Raw genomic sequence first — 16,911 nt, 5'->3', positions numbered from 1 at the left:
GAGGAGTGGTTAAGCCACTCCTTATATATTGTCTAAGGAGCGATTATGGAAAAGTATTTAGAGAAAATTAAACCAACTGCAGAAGCACTGGGACTTGATATTATTGATGCAGAACTCATAAGTAATGAATTACTTGAATTGAGTATTGCACGTAAAGACTTCAAACCTGTGCATCTAGAAATCTGTGCGAAGGCTGGTGAAGCATTTGGTGAAGCATTGGATTATGAGATTGGTCTTGATGTAGGTTCTGCAGGTGCAGAACGTGTCATTCTTGAAGAAGATTATGATAATGTTGTCGATCAATACGTATCAATTAAATTTAAAAATCCAATACAAGGTGCTGACTATGTAGAAGGAACAGTAATATCCGTAGACGAAAACGAGGTTGTTGTATCTTATAGACAAAAAACAGCATTAAAGAAAATTGCAATTGAACGTTTAAATATTAAAATGCTAAGATTAGCGGTTAAAGTTTAAGGAGATAGTGAAATGAACGTTAAAAATGTTATATTAGCGATGCAAGAAATTGAAGATAATCGCAATATTTCAAAAGAGATTATTATTGATGCATTACAAGACTCACTGATTAAAGCGTATCGCAAACAAATTGGTGTTCCTGATGCACTTGTCGATGTAATCATTGATGAAAGAACTCAAGAAATGAAATTATTCCATAAATTTCTCGTGGTTGAAGAAGTTATGGACGATGAATTAGAAGTTGGAATTACAGAACTTCCTGAAGGCGCAGAAGGACTTCAAGTAGGCGAGTACTACATGATTGAAGAACCAATTGTTGAATTAGGACGTGCTGCAGCGACACTAGCGAAAAATGTTATTAAACAAAAAATTCGTGAAGCTGAAAAACAAGCTGTTTATGATGAATATATTGATCAACTCGGCGAAATGATTATGGCAATGGTTGAAAGTGTTGAAGAAAAATTTGTTGTTCTTAACTTAGGTAAATCTTTGGCAGTTATGCCTCGTGCTGCACAAATTGAAGGCGAAACATACCGTGAAGGTCAAACGCTTAAAGTTGTAATCACTGATGTTAACCGCGATACAAAAGGTGCTCAAATCCTTGTATCACGTGCTGATGCGATGCTTGTACGTCGTTTGTTTGAAAATGAAGTTCCTGAAATTTTTGAAGGACAAGTCGAAATCAAAGCGATCGCACGTGAAGCAGGTGAACGTACAAAAATTGCTGTTTATTCACACGATTCTGATATCGATCCTATTGGAGCATGTATCGGACCACGTGGTAGTCGTGTTCAAGCAATTATTGAAGAACTTAAAGGTGAAAAAATCGATATCTTTGAGTGGAGTGATAACATGGTTGAGTTAATCAATAATGCACTCGCTCCAGCAGAAGTGATTGCTGTTTATCCAAATTCGGATAATAAAGGCCTTGTTGTTATTGTTGATGATAATCAACTCTCACTAGCAATCGGTAAACGTGGTAAAAATGCTCGTTTAGCGGTACGTCTAACGAAACAACGTATCGATATTAAATCAGTGTCAGAAGCAGAAGCAGATGGTATTGATTATGTTTCACTAATGGCTGCTTATGAAGCTGAAATTCGTTCTAAACAAGTTCAAGAAGAAGTGAATGAAGAACTTGAAGATCGAAATGAAGTTGAAGCAACTGTTGACGCAGAAGAAATTGTTGAAGTTGAAGAAACAGCAGATCTTTCAGAATCAATTATTGAAGAAGTTCAAGAAGTTGAACAAACAGAAGTAACGGATGTAGTTTCTGAAGAAATTATAATCGAAGAAACTGAAGAATCAGAAGAAGCAATTAAACTTGATCGCAAAGATGTTTTCAAACCACGTACAGATTATGTATCTAAGTTTGAACAACTTGCAGATGCATCACGTAAAGAAGAACAAGATTTACGCCGTCGTAGACGTAAACCAGAACGTGAAGAAGATAAGCCAGTTAATACTAGTGAACTTCTTAAAGAAAAAGAATATGATATTCTTCCTGAGTATTCACCTGAAGAACTCAAACAAATTGAGAAACAACAGGCAGCTGAATCAAATTCATGGTTAGAAGAAGAAATCGACTTTGATGAATTTGATGAGTACTACGACGCCGAATAATCTTAGGAGGTGTGTAATGAAAAAAGTACCATTGCGCAAGTGTATCGTAACGGGAGAACAACATCCGAAGGGTGAAATGCTTCGTGTTGTTTTAACACCAGAGGATACAATTGAAATAGACCCAAGTGGCCGAAAAAATGGGCGCGGAGCATATTTATATGTGACGGAAGAGACCATTGAGAAAGCTCAAAAGTCTCGTGCTCTTGAACGTGCACTTAAAACAAAAGTTCCGGTTGAAATCTATGAGGAGCTTAAGAACTATGTTCGATAAACAAAAAATGTTAAATACACTGGGTTTATGCCAACGTGGCCGTAAATTAGTTTACGGTGATGAATTGCTACCAGCAATTACGAAAAACAAAGTGTATGCAGTTGTATTAGCGGATAATGCATCCGAGAGAACCCGAAAACAAATCCAAGATAAATGCAACACTGCAGGTATTCCTGTAATAGGTGGAGTTACTCGAGAAGAATTGTCATGGTCAATTGGTATGACAAACCGAGTTGCAGTTGGAGTGAGCGATCGTGGTTTTAGTAAAGTATTTAAATCTTACTTAGTAGAAAGAGGTGACGTAGTAAGTGAGTAATAAAAAAAGACAGAGAAATAATAAAAACAAACAAAATCGTAATAATAAGCGTCCCGCTCAGGACAACTTTAAGCCGAAAGATAACGTCGTAATTTCGGAAATTGAGTATACTGATGGTATTACGGTTAAAGATTTATCAGAAAAAATTAATAAGAGTCCAGCAGAAGTCATCAAGCTCTTATTTATGATGGGAACAATGGTTACGATCAACACTTCTTTAGATGATGATACAGTTCAGTTAATTTGTATGGAATACGAAGTTGAAGCAACTCGTGTAGAACCTGTAGATGAATTAACACTGGATGATGAAGAAAAAGATGATCCAAAAACACTTGAACAACGTCCTCCAATCGTTACAATTATGGGTCATGTTGACCACGGTAAAACAACGACATTGGATACAATTCGTAATACAGATGTTGTTGCAGATGAATTTGGTGGAATCACACAACATATTGGTGCTTACCAAATTACCCATAAAGGGAAAAAGATTACATTCTTAGATACTCCAGGTCACGAGGCTTTCACAGCGATGCGTGCTCGTGGAGCAAGTGTTACCGATATTGTTATTGTTGTTGTAGCTGCTGACGATGGTGTCATGCCACAAACACGTGAAGCAGTCGATCATGCTCGTGCAGCGAATGTACCGCTTATCGTAGCTATCAATAAAATTGATAAACCAAATATCAATATCGATCGTGTGTATTCAGAATTCAGTGATCTTGGAGTTATGCCAGAAGAATGGGGTGGAGACACTGTATTCGTTAAGATTTCTGCTAAATCAGGCGAGGGAATTGAAGAGTTACTTGAAACAGTTCTTGTTGCTTCTGAATTAGAAGAATTAAAAGCGAACCCAAATCGTTTAGCGTTTGGTACTGTTATTGAAGCGAAACTCGATAAAAGTCGTGGACCGGTTGCAACCTTACTTGTTCAAAAAGGAACATTACGTCAAGGCGATCCAGTTGTAGTAGGTACTACATTTGGTCGTGTACGTAAAATGGTTGATAACCGTGGTCGTGAGTTACAAGAAGCATTACCTTCAATGCCAGTTGAAATCATTGGTTTAAGTGATGTTCCAATTGCGGGTGATTCATTTAGAGCGTTTAAAGATGAAAAGAGCTCACGTGCTGTTGCAGATAAACGTAACCAAGCTCGTATCTTAGCGGATCGTAATCAAACAAGTGCATTAAGTCTTGATGATTTATCACAACAAATTGCTGATGGTGAAATTCAAGATATTAATGTTATTCTAAAAACAGATGTTCAAGGTTCAGCAGAAGCTGTTAAAGCATCGCTAGAACGTATTGAAGTTGGTGATGGACATGATGTTCGTGTAAACGTAATTCGTGCTACTGTAGGTGGAATTACCGAAAATGATATCATGCTTGCATCTGCATCAAATGCAATTATTATAGGATTTAATATCCGTCCTACTGCAGCGATTCGAAAGAAAGCTGATGAAGAGGGTATTGAAATTCGTCTCTACAATATTATCTATAAAGCAATTGAAGCTATGGAAGCAGCGATGAAGGGTATGTTAGCGCCTGTATTCGAAGAAAAAATCTTTGGACAAGCTGAAGTACGTGAAATCTATAAAGTTTCTAAAGTTGGTACAATTGCTGGATGTATGGTTACAGATGGTAAAATGCTTAAAGAATCCGGAGTTCGCTTAATGCGTGATGGTGTTGTTATTTATGAAGGACAAATGGCTTCATTAAAACGATTCCAAAATGATGCAAAAGAAGTATCTCAAGGATTTGATTGTGGTATTACTATTGAAAACTATAATGATATCAAAGAAGGCGATGTTATTGAATCATTTGGTGAAATTGAAGTTGAACAAAAGTAGAACAGAGGTAATTTAATATGACAGTTAAAAAAGAACGTATTGAATCTATCATTAAGCGTGAACTCGCACCAGTTATTCAAAATCGATTAAATGATCCAAGTTTAAAATTTGTAAGTATTACAGAAGTGGATGTTACCAATGACTTCTCATTTGCTACAATCTATGTTAGTTTTTTAGAAGATTCTAAGAAACAACCTGGAATGGATGCTTTAAATAAAGCTAAAGGCATGCTTCGTTCAGAAGTAAGTAAAGCATTGAGTATTCGTCGTACTCCTGAATTAATTTTCAAACTCGATGAATCATCAGAATATGGTGCTAAAATCGATGGTATTTTAGAATCGCTTAAAAAATAAAAAAAGAAACTTGGATTAATTTCCAAGTTTTTCTTATATAAAGTGTTGCTACCACAATAATTTGTTTGGTATAGTAATGTCAGTGGTCATTTTGTAGTCTAATATCTTCATAAACGTGAACTTGTTTTGAAGATATTATCATCGAAATAGTGTTTCGTCATATCTTGAAAGGAGCACAAATTATGATTAACAATACAGATGTGTTTTATACCGTTGTAAGTATTATGTGTCTCATTTTTATAATGATTGGGTTGTTGTTAATAATCTATGAATCAAAAGATAGTTGGAATAAAAAACTACATAGATACACAAACTCTATCTATTTGTTAATGTTTCCGATTATTTTATACATCGAAAAGCCAGGCACAGATATCGTAATAGTCGCTTATTTGATTTCTTATATTTGTTTTATCATCATCCGAAGAATAATATTAGAAAAATAGACGCTGTAGTCTCTTTTTTTGAGCGTAAATCGATTATGTTGTGTGTGATTTTAGAAATTAACTTGAATCTAATTCAAGTTAATTTCTACTAAATAAGGTGTTAAAAAAACGGCCATGAGCCGTTTTTTTTATGATTAATTATACTTTCATGAATCGTGTTAAGAATTGTTTTGTACGTTCTTCTTTCGGGTTTAAGAATAATTCTTCGGGTGAACCTTCTTCGAGAATAATACCACTATCCATAAAAAGAATTCGATCGCTTACTTCTCGAGCAAAATCCATTTCATGCGTTACGATAAACATTGTGTAGCCTTCTTTTGCTAAGCTCTTAATAACTTCGAGTACATCTCCGACCATTTCCGGGTCTAGAGCTGATGTAGGCTCATCTAAGAGGAGAAATTCTGGTTTCATACATAATGCTCGTGCAATCGCAATGCGTTGTTTTTGGCCGCCTGATAGTTGTTTTACGTTTTGATCTTTAAATTCTACCATCCCAACACGTTCCAGGTTTTTAATCGCTTCAGTCTCAGCTTCTTTCGGATCAACTTTTAAGACCTTAATCGGTGCGAGGGTACAGTTTTCTAAGACCGATTTATTATTGAAAAGGTTAAAGGATTGGAAAATCATTCCTACTTGGGATCGATACTTATTGATATCCATTTGTTGATCAGTAACATCTTCATTATTGAAAGTAATGGTACCATTATCAAAGGTTTCAAGGAGGTTAATGCAACGAAGAAGTGTTGATTTACCACTACCACTGGATCCAATACATGAAACAACTTCACCTTTTTTAATCTCAAGGTTTATATCTTTTAAGACTTGTAATTCACCAAATGACTTATTTAAATGGGATATGGATAAAAAACTCATTGTTAATTACCTCCTTCTTTTTTACCAAAATGAACTTTATGGGTAACTGATGCGGGATAACTTCCTTTTGGTGCATCCATTCTTTTTTCAATCATATTCAAGATTTGAGTTGAACAAATTGTAAGGACTAGATAAATGAGTGAAACAATAAAGAATGGTTCCATTTGTCGGTAATAAATACCTGTGAGACGATTCCCTTGGAAGAATAGTTCGGAAACGGTAATTACATTTAATACGGATGAATCTTTGATATTAACAACAAATTCATTCCCAATAGCTGGAATAGCGTTTCGAATCGCTTGCGGTAAGATTACATAGCGTAATGTTTGTGCTTCCGTCATTCCAAGTGAACGTGCAGCTTCATTTTGACCTTTGTCGATGGCTTGAATACCAGCACGAATAATTTCAGACATATAAGCAGAGGTATTAATCGATATAATGATAATCCCTGCAGTAAGTGGTGAAATGGCAACCTCTAATCCACGTAATCCATAATAAATTAAGATTCCTTGAACCATCATTGGAGTTCCACGTAAATACTGAACATATGCGGTTACAATGACATTCATGATACGTTTAAAGAGTCGTGTGATACCTTTATCGCGGTCACTAATTTTAATTTGTCGTAAGCCAGCAATAAAGAGACCGATAATTAAACCGAAAGAGGTACCTGTTAAGGCAATAAGCAATGTGATACCTAATCCATTTAAGAATAATTTCCAATTATTTTGAATAAGGAAACCGACCCCTGCGAAGAATCCACTTGGCATTAGTTTTGTTTGGTCTTCATTAGAACTTGGTTGGCGCTTGATAGCGTCAGACATCATTACATCACGTTGTTCAGGTGATAACTTGCTTAATGCATTATTTACATCACTAAGGAGTTTATCATTTCCTTTCGCAATACCAATAGAAACAGTAACTTCTTCTGCGTCTACGATAAAACCATTATTTCCTTCAAACTCAACAATTGATAAGTTTGGGTTACTACTTGTGATTGCAAGTGCAACAGGTTTTTCGGAAACAAATGCATCAATCGCATTATTATTGACAGCGGTTGTTAAAAACGGAAATGACTCAAGTGGTACACCATGCTTTACATCAGGAATTTGATCCACAAGTTGATCATGCATCGTACCAATTTGTGCTGATACATGAGCACCCGAGAAATCTTGAAGTGTTTTTGCATCTGCATAAGGACTGTTTTTCTTGGTTACGAGTACCATTTGACTTGTATAGTACACATCAGTAAAATCAACTTCTTGACGACGTTCTTCTGTGTTTGTCATTCCTGCAATAATAAGATCAATATCACCAACTTTAGCGGATTCGAGTAATCCTTTAAATACCGCGTGTTCTTTGATGACTAAATTACGATCGAGTTCTTTAGCGATATGACGAGCCATTTGAACATCATAACCATCACAATAACTATGACCATCGGATAAGGGTTCTGTAAATTCTGTTTCTGTAGATTGTGTCCAGTTGAATGGGGCATAGTTACATTCCATTCCAACCACTAAATCATCCTGTCGATGACCTGAGTTCGTACAACCAGTAATGGTTAATAGAACTAGAAATAAAAGTAATACTTTTTTCATGTTTTTGCTCTGCATAACATGTCTCCTCCTAAAAATAAACAAAAAAGACCCACGCTAGAGGTCCATATTGAAATAAGGATAGTCTAGCTCCACTTCACTAAGGAAGGAGTGTTATAGGTGTTTCCTATAACCCCACAGTAAAAATTTGCGGTTTTTACCGTTCGGCGATGGTTGCCTTTTTGTATCTTCAAAGCCTGCAAGCTCCAATACATACTTATCTGCATCGCTACCTCTAATATTGTCTTTTAATAGACTAATCATATCACTCAGTGAAATTAAGTCAAGTTTGGTTTTGACTAATTGTGAAAAACCTATATAATTTATAGGTAGAAATGAGGTTCTTATGGACGGTATCTTATGTATTAACAAACCACAAGAAATGACATCGTTTGATGTGGTAGCGAAAGTGCGAAAATTATTAAAAGTGAAAGTAGGGCATAGTGGAACTTTAGATCCAATGGCCACAGGTGTTTTAGTGTTAGCAGTGAATCAAGCAACGAAAGCACTTCCTTATTTAGGTTTAAATGACAAAACGTATCGAGGGAAATGTAAGTTGGGTATGAAGACTTCAACCGGTGATATTTGGGGAGCGGTAGAAGAACAAGCGTCTATACCGCAATATTCGAGAGAAGATGTTTTGGCATGTTTTGAGAAACTTACGGGCCCTCAAACACAACGCGTTCCGAAAGTTTCCGCAAAAAAAATAAATGGTAAAAAATCCTATGAGTATGTGTTCAATGATGAAGAGGTTAAACAACTCTACACAGACATAACAATTTATAATTTGGAACTTATTGGTCTTGAAGGTGATGAGATTGAATTCAGAGCGTTCGTGTCAAACGGTACTTATATTCGTACCCTTTGCGAAGATATTGGTATGTTGTTGGGTACGCTGGGTACGATGTCGGCTCTAGAACGCGAACAGGTAGGACCTTATACGCTTGAGAATGCTTTGACTTTAGAAGCGTTGACGCCTGAAACTAAGTTGATATCTGTAAAAGATACAATTGCTTTACCAAAAATCGTAAACCCCCGCATGGAGGATTACGTTAAAAATGGAAAGAGACTTAAATTAGATATTGAAGAAGATCAAGTTCTTATTGATACAGGCACTTATTATGCCGTATACGAACGAGAACATGAAACAACATTTAAATCAGTAAGAGGACTTTGGTAATGAAACAAATTACAATACGAGATTATCTACAACTTCATCGTAATGATCATCAACTCGCAGCATGCATTGGTTATTTTGATGGCTTACATCGAGGTCATCAAATTTTAATTAATGAAGCAAAAAAGATAGCGCATGAGTTTAATTATGATACAGCACTTATAACATTTGATCCAGATCCTTGGACTGTGATTCATAATAAATCTCATGTAAAACATCTAACACCAATTAAAGAAAAAGTTCGTATTGCGGAATCTTTAGGTATTGATTATTTGATTACCATTGAATTTACGAAGGATTTATCAAAATTATCACCCCTAGAGTTTATAGAGAAAATCCTTGTGCCTCTCAATGTTAAGACACTTATCTGTGGAGCAGATTATAAATTTGGATATCGTGGTGAAGGGTCTGTTGATGATTTAGAGGCACTTGGGCATTATTATTTTGATACCCATGTTGTCCCTTTAGATCACGCGAATGAACAGAAAATCGGCACGACGGCAATTACACAAGCGATTTTGAATGGTGATGTACAACAGGCAAATGACTTATTAGGAAGACTTTATTCAATAAGTGGATTTGTTGTGGGTGGTCAACATCGTGGGCGAGAAATTGGTTTTCCTACGGCTAATATGGATGTAGTAGACGAATATGTTATACCAAAACAAGGTGTATATGCAGGTTTTGTAGAGGTTAAGGGAACAATGTATCAATCGGTCATAAATATTGGTCATAATCCAACTTTTAATACAACGGAACATTTATCTCTTGAAACATACATTCTTGATTTTGACGAAGATATTTATGGTGAAGTAATTAAACAATCCTTTGTGAAGCGTCTTCGTGATGAATTGAAATTTGATTCCATTGAAACACTTGTCGAACAAATGCATCGTGATGTAAAAGAAGCGAGATCGATCCTTGATGAAACTAACGGCTGATTATCAAAAAATGCTCATCGAATCATTTGGTGAACCACAATATCAAAAAATTATAGCGGCATACCAAATGGATTCTGTTCATGGATTAAGACTGAACCCATTAAAACCATGTGTTTTACCTTTTAGTGGAACAGCTTCACGTATCGATGCTACAATTCTAATACCCGATGATTATGCAAAGACAGTAACACATCCTTTAAGTCATGCAGGATGCTACTATATTCAAGACCCTACAGCGACAACACCGGTCAGTGCGTTAAGGGTTGAGCCTAATGACATTGTTCTGGATTTGTGTGCCGCACCGGGTGGTAAAACGACACAAATTCTAAGTGCATTAACAACAGGGTTCCTAATAAGTAATGAAATTGATTCCAAACGTAATATAAAATTACAACATAATTATGATCGATGGGGTTCCGAACGTGGCGTTGTTACACAAATGGATACGGATGAATTGGTAGATAAGCTTAATAATACCTTTGATAAAGTGTTATTGGATGCACCATGTAGTGGTGAAGGTCTATATCGTCGTACTCCTGATTTTGCCCTTGAGTTTAAAAATTCTGAAGCCCTCCGTTTTAGTCGACTACAAAAACAGCTGCTCGAAAATGCTTTTAGGGCATGTGTCGATGGTGGTGTGATTGTCTATTCAACATGTACTTTAAATTTTCACGAAAATGAACGAGTTATTCTTTCTTTTTTGGAGGAACATCCAAAGTGTCAATTAGAACCGGTAGACCTATCTGAGAAAAGTAGTGGATATCTTGGGTTAGGTGAACAAGTTGCCCGTTATTTTCCTTCCAAAGATGGTGAAGGGCATTTTATAGCTCGAATTCGCGTATATAAAGAGAATACAAGCCGTCATCTTCTAAACTTCGGTATCGATGAACCAACATCTTTTAATTGTTTTGATCGGAAGTTGGTTGGAAATATACAAGAAAAATCAGGTAAAATTTATGGACTTCGTCATCGAGGTTTTCTTAATGAACCCCTCCATATAACGCGTGATGGTGTTTATATCGGAGAAATTAAGAAAAACCGTATTGAATATAGTCATACACTTGCTCAATCACTTAATTTTACAGATGTTTTTGAACAGCTCGAATTAGATTTGGAGACAGCTTATCGCTATCTGTATGGACATCCTATTGATACGACAATAAAAGGAATTCATTGTGTTACATATCAGGGTCATGTTTTAGGTTTTGTCAAAGGTGATGGAAAAAAAGGGAATAATCGTTATCCTAAGGGATTACGCAATAAATTTGAATCCTATAAATAAAGGGAGGGAAACATGGTTGTAAGTAAGCGCACGGCAATTGCCAATCTCAAAAAAGAAACTGCATTATTTCTTGAGGAAAATATGAAACATTTTATTATTGACAATGCATCGATGGAATTTTATGCCATGGCTGTAGATGTGAACTCTCAAAATGGAATGCTAAGCATTTCTCTCAATACAGATTTTGATTTTAAAAAGAAATTACTGCAGTATCGTATCCAAAGTCAAAATGATCAATATAATCAAAACGATGCAATCGAAAGGTTAAAGTTCATGACGAATGAGTGGCATTATCAAGCTTTCGCATCGATGTGTCCATTAAATGAAGATTTATATGAACATTATTTTAGTCAAAATTTTGAGACGTATCTGGATATAATTACAGCATGCTTAATTGAGTTTAAAGACACTGAAACGTATGATATGATTCCGAAATGTGACTGCTTTTCAATTCTTTGTAAAGCGGAGGAAGAGCCGCATAGTATTTCATTAGATCGAATCAAACGCATCGAAGAAAAAATGGTCATTTGAGCCGTCTTAAGAGATAATTGTTAAACCTTTTGTGTTCTTGCTTTTGTTTAGATTTTTTTTCTGTTATAATTAGTTTAGTAGGTGATAAATATGTCAAATGAATATGTCTTAATTCAAAATGAGAAGACTGGTCTTGGTCAAATTGCAATTTCGAACAATGTTATTAATCATATTGTTCAGATTACAGTGAATGAAAATGATGCTATCTTTTTTGAAGATGGATCAGGTAAAAAATCATTGATTGTTTCAAATGAAAACGGTCATGTTAATGTCGATCTTAAAGTACGCGTAAAATATGGTAAAGATGTTGAACGTGTATGTCGTGCATTACAAAATGATTTGCAACGCAACATTGAATTAATGGTTGATTTCAGTAATACTTCAATCAACATTAACGTTGTAGGATTTAAGTTTAATTAGAAGCAGGAGTCTGCTTCTTTTACTGTGGAGGTTTTTTTATGGTAATGTCGCGATATAACGAACGACAAAATGCAATGTCAGCAATTTATATTCATCTCTTGAGAGAACAATCCATGCAAGAGGTTCTTGAAGATAATCGCTTCGTATCAGAAGTTGGCACATTTATTCAAGATTTCAATCTTCAGGATGAAATGTTACAAGTGGTGATGAATGTAGAAGCACGTAAAGATATTTATTCGCGAGCAATCGATCATTATTTAACGAAATGGCGTTTTGACCGTTTAGGATTTATTGAACAAGCGATTCTTCTAATGGCTTGTGCTGAATTAGAACTCGGTTATCAAGATAAAGTTGTTATTGTTAATGAAGCGGTTAATCTTGCTAAAGATTTTTCAGATGAGGAATCTTATAAATTAATTAATGGAGTCATTGATGCACTATGATAACTCAGGATGTAATTACGGTTACAGAATTTGTTAATGAATTAAAAGGTGTTATTGATCAACATCCTTCTTTTAAGAATGTCGCATTAGTCGGTGAGCTTTCGAATTTTAAAGCACATCATAGTGGGCATTTTTATTTTTCCCTCAAGGATGATAAAAGTAGAATTACTTGTGCTATGTTCCGACGAAGTGCAAGCAAAGTATTATTCAGACCTAAAGATGGTGATAAAGTTGTCATCTTTGGACGCTGTGAGGTTTATACCGATACGGGCACTGTCCAAATCTATGCTGATCGTATGAATCTTGATGGTTTGGGTGACTTGTATATTCAATTTGAAAAATTGAAAAAAGATTTTGAAGATCGTGGATATTTTAATCCCAAACATCGTAAAAAAATCCCTAAATATCCGCAACGAATCGCTGTTATTGTTGGTGAAAACAGTGCAGCTTATGCTGATATTACCCGTACACTCCAAGAACGATGGCCAATTGCCAAGCAAATTGATTTGTTAGCCTATGTCCAAGGAGACAATGCCTCTAAAAGTTTGGTACAACAAATTCAAAGAGCACATCATGAACAAGCAGATACGATTATTTTAGGACGTGGTGGGGGATCAATTGAAGATCTCTGGGCTTTTAATACACCTGAAGTGGTTGAAGCAATTTTTAAAAGTGAAATTCCAATAATCTCTGGTATTGGACATGAAAGTGATGTTACTTTATCCGATTTTGTTTCAGATTATCGAGCTGCAACGCCCACTGCTGCAGCTGTTGCAGCGACACCAAACTGGGTTGAGATGCAAGCGATGATTCGTGATTATAAAAACCAGTATTACCTTGCGGTACGAAATAAATATCTTCGACGTTCAGGTGATTATACATCGTTGATTCAAAGTAGTGCTTTAAAAGATCCGGTGCTTTTTGTTGAACGTAAACAACAAAAATTAGATACCTTAACCGTACGGATTACACATCAACAAGTTCTATTTGATGAATCAAAACGAATGCTTGCATTAATATCGAATCGTATGGAAAATTCATTATTACTGAAATATAACAACTCGTCTAATATTATAAATCAATATCTCGGTTTGAGTTCTGCGACAATTCAACAGAAGATGACTCAATCACTTCAAAAGGTTGAGATGATGCGAAGTCGTTTTGACTTTTATTCGCAGTATATTGATCGTAGTATTAAGCAAAATCAAGGAATGATTCAGCAGTATGATGAACGTTTTTATTCAATTATGGAACGCGGGTTGAACTTGAAAAAAGAGCGTTTAAACGATATACTTAAATCATTAAAGTATCGTTCACCACTCGATGTAATTCAACGAAATTTAAACCAGGGTTATATCATTCCACGTGTAAATGATATCCATGTTGTGAATGCTGAGTCCGTTAATGTTGATGATCGAATTCAATTAGAATTTAGAGATGGATTTGTGCTAACACAAGTCATCAGTAAGGAGTCCAAAGATGAATAAAGATTTTAATTTTGAAATTGCAATGGCGCGTCTTGCGGAAATTGCAAATGAATTAGAGAAGGATAGTTTACCTCTTGATCAAGCAATCGTTCTTTTCGAGGAAGGTCTTAATTTATCCAAGCAATGTCAGGAACGCTTAAGTGGTTATGAAAATCAAGTTAAAGCGTTAGTTCAAAAACACCAAGGGGAACAAAATGATTAAAGATATTGATGCGCGTTTAGATGCGATTTTAGAGTATTATCCAAAAACATCTGTTGTTAGAGAAGCTATGACGTATTCGTTGATGAGTGGTGGAAAACGATTGAGACCGCGTCTTTTACTGGCGATGCTTGAGGATTTTGGATGTGATTATAAACTAGGTCTAAATCCAGCATGTGCTCTTGAGATGGTTCATACTTATTCTCTTGTACATGATGATCTACCAGCTATGGATGATGATGATTTACGCCGTTTTAAACCAACCAATCATAAAGTGTTTGGTGAGGGCGTTGCAATTCTTGCCGGTGATGCACTCTTAACAGGAGCCTTTACAGCCTTATCACAGTCTTCTTTGGATTCGGATGTTGTTGGGAAGTGTCTTGAAATTTTAGCTCGAAATGCGGGTAATAATGGAATGATTTTAGGTCAAGAATTGGATATCGATGATCATATCGATCATATTGATGATTTAGTTGCTTGTTATAATCTTAAAACAGGATGTTTATTTGCAGGGGCATTTGAAATGGCAGCCGTAATTTCAGGTAAAGATTCATATCAAAAACTTGCGCATGATTTAGGTCTGACTCTCGGAGTTGCCTTCCAATTCCAAGATGATCTTCTTGAAGTTACGAAGACATCTGAGCAAATTGGAAAGAGTAATCAAAGTGATGCCGATCGTGATAAAACAACCGTGGTTAGTCTACTTGGTGTAGAGCAAGCCCACACTTTAACGGAATCGTATTTTTCAAATATTAAAGATTTATTAAAACAAATGAATATTGAAAATGGAAATCTGAAACAGATTATTGATGAAATGATGAGTCGCGAATTATAGGAGGCACGTCTCTTGTTTGAACAATTTAGCAAATCGTATGATTTTACGTCGTTAACCGTTGATGAATTAGAAAAACTCAGTGATGAAATCGCTGTTTTTCTTGCGTCAAAAACACGATATGAAGTAGATACAATTATTGAAAATATCAATGTACTTGAAACAACACTTGCGCTCCATCATGTTTTTGATTTAAACCATGACAATATCATTTTCGATGGTGGTAAGCAAGTCATGGTTCATAAAATTCTTACAGGTAGATCCGAAGACTTGTTGCTTAGAAATTCTGGTTCAATGTATTTAGATGATCAAAATCCAATGGATCGTTATAGTGGTGGAAAACCTGGGGAAGGGTTGGGTGTGGCACTTGCATATGCTATTGAACATCCAGATGTTAATAATGTTATTGTTCTCAATGATTATGCTTTGAATTATGGCATTACTTATGAGTCGTTGGTTCAAATAAGTCGCTTTAAACCCAATCTAACCATTATCCTCATTGATGAACAACAATCGCTTTTAAGACATTACAGTTCGATGGATGCGTTAATCAAATCAATTCGCATCAGTAAAACGTATACCGGTTTAAAAAAAGATATGAAATCACTCCTGGATTCTAATCCTATTAGTCGACCAATCCTTGCGACGCTTACTAAAATACGAGATGCGGTCAAAGAAACTGTATTGGAACCCACAATATTTAAACAATTTGGTGTGGATTACCAGGGACCTATGGATGGCCAAAATCTTAAAGAGTTAATTCGTGTGTTTGAATTATCAAAAAAATATAAAGGTCCTCATGTAATTCATGTACAAACGCGCTTAAAGAATAAAAAACAACGCAAACTTGAATTTCCAACCTTTAAAACGGACCATGATCGAGCAGAGAATTATCATACGTATTTAGAAGCAATTGATTATCAATTAACAGATATTGCTCAAGATGATCCAGATTTATATGTTCTTGCGGATACTTACAAGTTAAAAGACTATTTGCCGACCTTTGCACTGACAAGACCTGATCACTTTATTGCAACATCGGGTTCAACGCAGGCTTTAGTAGCAATTGCACACGGTCTTGTTCAAGAAGGAAAACACGTTATTATTTCAATTCACGCCTCTCAAGTCGATGGCGTCGTGTTGCAACTTCGAAACCAATTTTCGATCAAGCAGTGTCCAATTACTATAATTGTGAATGATTCTGGTCTTAGTCCGGAAGGTGATACATACCGACAAGGTATTTTTGATTTAGGTGTTTTTGCAAACCTTGCACACTTTAAAGTGTATATGGGGAAATCAATAGTTGATACGATTTCCATTTTAGAACAGGTAATTCAAGAACCACAAATTAGTGTTTTAAGAGTTCCATCAGGTCTTGAGTACGTTGTGCCGGAAACTGCTTTAACTCCGGTAAGGGGATGGCACATTGAAAATGATTTTAGTAAGGAAAGCACAGGGGTTATCCTGTCTTTTGGTCCATCCATTCACTCTCTTAAGCAAAGAATTGATGCCAATCAGTTAGATCTTGGATTGATTAATTGTTCTGAGATTTTATCTGTGGATCACGATATTTTAGAAAAAATTATTGCATATAAGCTTAAGATCGTAGTTTATGACGTAGAAAGTACAAAAAGCGTTCTTTATCAAAATATTATTCAAAATCTTCATCAGTTAAAAGCAGATAATGAATGTATCAATTTACATGTCTCATGTCTCCATTTAAACAAGACTTCAAAAGATGCGAAATCATCTCAAAAGATTCATATAAATAATGTTTTCGATTATTTTCAATAGTA

At 35.6% G+C, this 16,911-nt stretch carries 18 protein-coding genes and 1 riboswitch; of the genes, 16 read left to right on the top strand and 2 right to left on the bottom strand.

Annotation, left to right across the window (positions count from 1 at the left end; all coding sequences use genetic code 11):
• The first annotated feature begins 45 nt into the window (after window positions 1-45).
• Genes LLS04_RS07750 through rbfA form a run of 6 tightly spaced genes read left to right on the top strand, consistent with a single transcriptional unit; the run spans window position 46 to window position 4,889 of the window.
• The gene (locus LLS04_RS07750; RefSeq protein WP_323611130.1) at window positions 46-477 is read left to right on the top strand and encodes a ribosome maturation factor RimP; all 432 of its coding nucleotides are present in this window, start codon (window positions 46-48) and stop codon (window positions 475-477) included.
• A gap of 12 nt (window positions 478-489) precedes the next feature.
• Entirely contained in the window at window positions 490-2,100 is a 1,611-nt protein-coding gene (gene nusA / locus LLS04_RS07745; protein WP_323611127.1) for a transcription termination factor NusA, read from the top strand.
• Window positions 2,101-2,116: 16 nt separating this feature from the next.
• Entirely contained in the window at window positions 2,117-2,371 is a 255-nt protein-coding gene (rnpM, locus tag LLS04_RS07740; RefSeq protein WP_003773722.1) for an RNase P modulator RnpM, read from the top strand.
• Window positions 2,361-2,687: a L7Ae/L30e/S12e/Gadd45 family ribosomal protein gene (locus tag LLS04_RS07735; protein ID WP_254006509.1), complete on the top strand. Its 327-nt coding sequence runs from the start codon at window positions 2,361-2,363 to the stop codon at window positions 2,685-2,687. Before rnpM ends, LLS04_RS07735 begins: the two co-directional genes overlap by 11 nt.
• Window positions 2,680-4,536: a translation initiation factor IF-2 gene (gene infB, locus LLS04_RS07730; protein WP_003773717.1), complete on the top strand. Its 1,857-nt coding sequence runs from the start codon at window positions 2,680-2,682 to the stop codon at window positions 4,534-4,536. Before LLS04_RS07735 ends, infB begins: the two co-directional genes overlap by 8 nt.
• A 17-nt stretch (window positions 4,537-4,553) precedes the next feature.
• A complete protein-coding gene (gene rbfA / locus LLS04_RS07725; RefSeq protein ID WP_003773715.1) occupies window positions 4,554-4,889 on the top strand; it encodes a 30S ribosome-binding factor RbfA in 336 nt (111 codons plus the stop codon).
• Window positions 4,890-5,470: 581 nt separating this feature from the next.
• Here the strand turns inward: rbfA and LLS04_RS07720 are convergent.
• A complete protein-coding gene (locus LLS04_RS07720; RefSeq protein ID WP_323611126.1) occupies window positions 5,471-6,205 on the bottom strand; it encodes an amino acid ABC transporter ATP-binding protein in 735 nt (244 codons plus the stop codon).
• 2 nt (window positions 6,206-6,207) lie between these two features.
• Window positions 6,208-7,821 carry an ABC transporter substrate-binding protein/permease gene (locus LLS04_RS07715; protein ID WP_323611125.1) on the bottom strand — a complete coding sequence of 538 codons (1,614 nt, stop codon included), beginning with the start codon at window positions 7,819-7,821 and terminating at the stop codon, window positions 6,208-6,210.
• A gap of 61 nt (window positions 7,822-7,882) precedes the next feature.
• Window positions 7,883-8,049, bottom strand: a riboswitch (Lysine riboswitch).
• Window positions 8,050-8,149: 100 nt separating this feature from the next.
• On the opposite strand from LLS04_RS07715, the gene truB reads away from it, so the two are divergent.
• From truB to LLS04_RS07665, 10 genes are all read left to right on the top strand, one after another.
• The gene (gene truB, locus LLS04_RS07710; RefSeq protein WP_323611124.1) at window positions 8,150-8,983 is read left to right on the top strand and encodes a tRNA pseudouridine(55) synthase TruB; all 834 of its coding nucleotides are present in this window, start codon (window positions 8,150-8,152) and stop codon (window positions 8,981-8,983) included.
• Complete coding sequence (locus LLS04_RS07705; protein ID WP_323611123.1) at window positions 8,983-9,921, top strand: bifunctional riboflavin kinase/FAD synthetase; 939 nt, start codon at window positions 8,983-8,985, stop codon at window positions 9,919-9,921. The genes truB and LLS04_RS07705 overlap by 1 nt, the downstream gene beginning before the upstream one ends.
• The gene (locus tag LLS04_RS07700) at window positions 9,905-11,203 is read left to right on the top strand and encodes an RsmF rRNA methyltransferase first C-terminal domain-containing protein (RefSeq protein ID WP_323612140.1); all 1,299 of its coding nucleotides are present in this window, start codon (window positions 9,905-9,907) and stop codon (window positions 11,201-11,203) included. Before LLS04_RS07705 ends, LLS04_RS07700 begins: the two co-directional genes overlap by 17 nt.
• 12 nt (window positions 11,204-11,215) lie before the next feature.
• Window positions 11,216-11,734: a DUF4303 domain-containing protein gene (locus LLS04_RS07695; protein WP_323611122.1), complete on the top strand. Its 519-nt coding sequence runs from the start codon at window positions 11,216-11,218 to the stop codon at window positions 11,732-11,734.
• Window positions 11,735-11,824: 90 nt separating this feature from the next.
• Window positions 11,825-12,154: an Asp23/Gls24 family envelope stress response protein gene (locus tag LLS04_RS07690; protein WP_003773701.1), complete on the top strand. Its 330-nt coding sequence runs from the start codon at window positions 11,825-11,827 to the stop codon at window positions 12,152-12,154.
• Between the two features lie 44 nt (window positions 12,155-12,198).
• Entirely contained in the window at window positions 12,199-12,597 is a 399-nt protein-coding gene (locus LLS04_RS07685; RefSeq protein WP_248640538.1) for a transcription antitermination protein NusB, read from the top strand.
• Window positions 12,594-14,084, top strand: coding sequence for an exodeoxyribonuclease VII large subunit (gene xseA / locus LLS04_RS07680; protein ID WP_323611121.1), 1,491 nt, complete (start codon window positions 12,594-12,596; stop codon window positions 14,082-14,084). The genes LLS04_RS07685 and xseA overlap by 4 nt, the downstream gene beginning before the upstream one ends.
• Complete coding sequence (xseB, locus tag LLS04_RS07675) at window positions 14,077-14,286, top strand: exodeoxyribonuclease VII small subunit (protein WP_123171450.1); 210 nt, start codon at window positions 14,077-14,079, stop codon at window positions 14,284-14,286. The genes xseA and xseB overlap by 8 nt, the downstream gene beginning before the upstream one ends.
• Window positions 14,279-15,118, top strand: coding sequence for a polyprenyl synthetase family protein (locus LLS04_RS07670; RefSeq protein ID WP_323611120.1), 840 nt, complete (start codon window positions 14,279-14,281; stop codon window positions 15,116-15,118). Before xseB ends, LLS04_RS07670 begins: the two co-directional genes overlap by 8 nt.
• Before the next feature lie 12 nt (window positions 15,119-15,130).
• A complete protein-coding gene (locus LLS04_RS07665) occupies window positions 15,131-16,909 on the top strand; it encodes a 1-deoxy-D-xylulose-5-phosphate synthase N-terminal domain-containing protein (protein ID WP_323611119.1) in 1,779 nt (592 codons plus the stop codon).
• The last annotated feature ends 2 nt before the right edge of the window (window positions 16,910-16,911 follow it).

It is taken from the genome of Erysipelothrix enhydrae (assembly GCF_035066605.1).
Lineage (GTDB): Bacteria > Bacillota_I > Bacilli_A > Erysipelotrichales > Erysipelotrichaceae > Erysipelothrix > Erysipelothrix amsterdamensis.
The sequence above is the reverse complement of the archived record's forward strand: the minus strand, read 5'-3'. Positions and strand labels throughout refer to the sequence as shown.

Coding starts and splice junctions, on each gene's coding strand:
- LLS04_RS07750 (WP_323611130.1), top strand. CDS start 46: ATGGAAAAGTATTTAGAGAAAATTAAACCAACTGCAGAAGCACTGGGA.
- nusA (WP_323611127.1), top strand. CDS start 490: ATGAACGTTAAAAATGTTATATTAGCGATGCAAGAAATTGAAGATAAT.
- rnpM (WP_003773722.1), top strand. CDS start 2,117: ATGAAAAAAGTACCATTGCGCAAGTGTATCGTAACGGGAGAACAACAT.
- LLS04_RS07735 (WP_254006509.1), top strand. CDS start 2,361: ATGTTCGATAAACAAAAAATGTTAAATACACTGGGTTTATGCCAACGT.
- rbfA (WP_003773715.1), top strand. CDS start 4,554: ATGACAGTTAAAAAAGAACGTATTGAATCTATCATTAAGCGTGAACTC.
- LLS04_RS07720 (WP_323611126.1), bottom strand. CDS start 6,205: ATGAGTTTTTTATCCATATCCCATTTAAATAAGTCATTTGGTGAATTA.
- LLS04_RS07715 (WP_323611125.1), bottom strand. CDS start 7,821: ATGCAGAGCAAAAACATGAAAAAAGTATTACTTTTATTTCTAGTTCTA.
- truB (WP_323611124.1), top strand. CDS start 8,150: ATGGACGGTATCTTATGTATTAACAAACCACAAGAAATGACATCGTTT.
- LLS04_RS07705 (WP_323611123.1), top strand. CDS start 8,983: ATGAAACAAATTACAATACGAGATTATCTACAACTTCATCGTAATGAT.
- LLS04_RS07700 (WP_323612140.1), top strand. CDS start 9,905: ATGAAACTAACGGCTGATTATCAAAAAATGCTCATCGAATCATTTGGT.
- LLS04_RS07695 (WP_323611122.1), top strand. CDS start 11,216: ATGGTTGTAAGTAAGCGCACGGCAATTGCCAATCTCAAAAAAGAAACT.
- LLS04_RS07690 (WP_003773701.1), top strand. CDS start 11,825: ATGTCAAATGAATATGTCTTAATTCAAAATGAGAAGACTGGTCTTGGT.
- LLS04_RS07685 (WP_248640538.1), top strand. CDS start 12,199: ATGTCGCGATATAACGAACGACAAAATGCAATGTCAGCAATTTATATT.
- xseA (WP_323611121.1), top strand. CDS start 12,594: ATGATAACTCAGGATGTAATTACGGTTACAGAATTTGTTAATGAATTA.
- xseB (WP_123171450.1), top strand. CDS start 14,077: ATGAATAAAGATTTTAATTTTGAAATTGCAATGGCGCGTCTTGCGGAA.
- LLS04_RS07670 (WP_323611120.1), top strand. CDS start 14,279: ATGATTAAAGATATTGATGCGCGTTTAGATGCGATTTTAGAGTATTAT.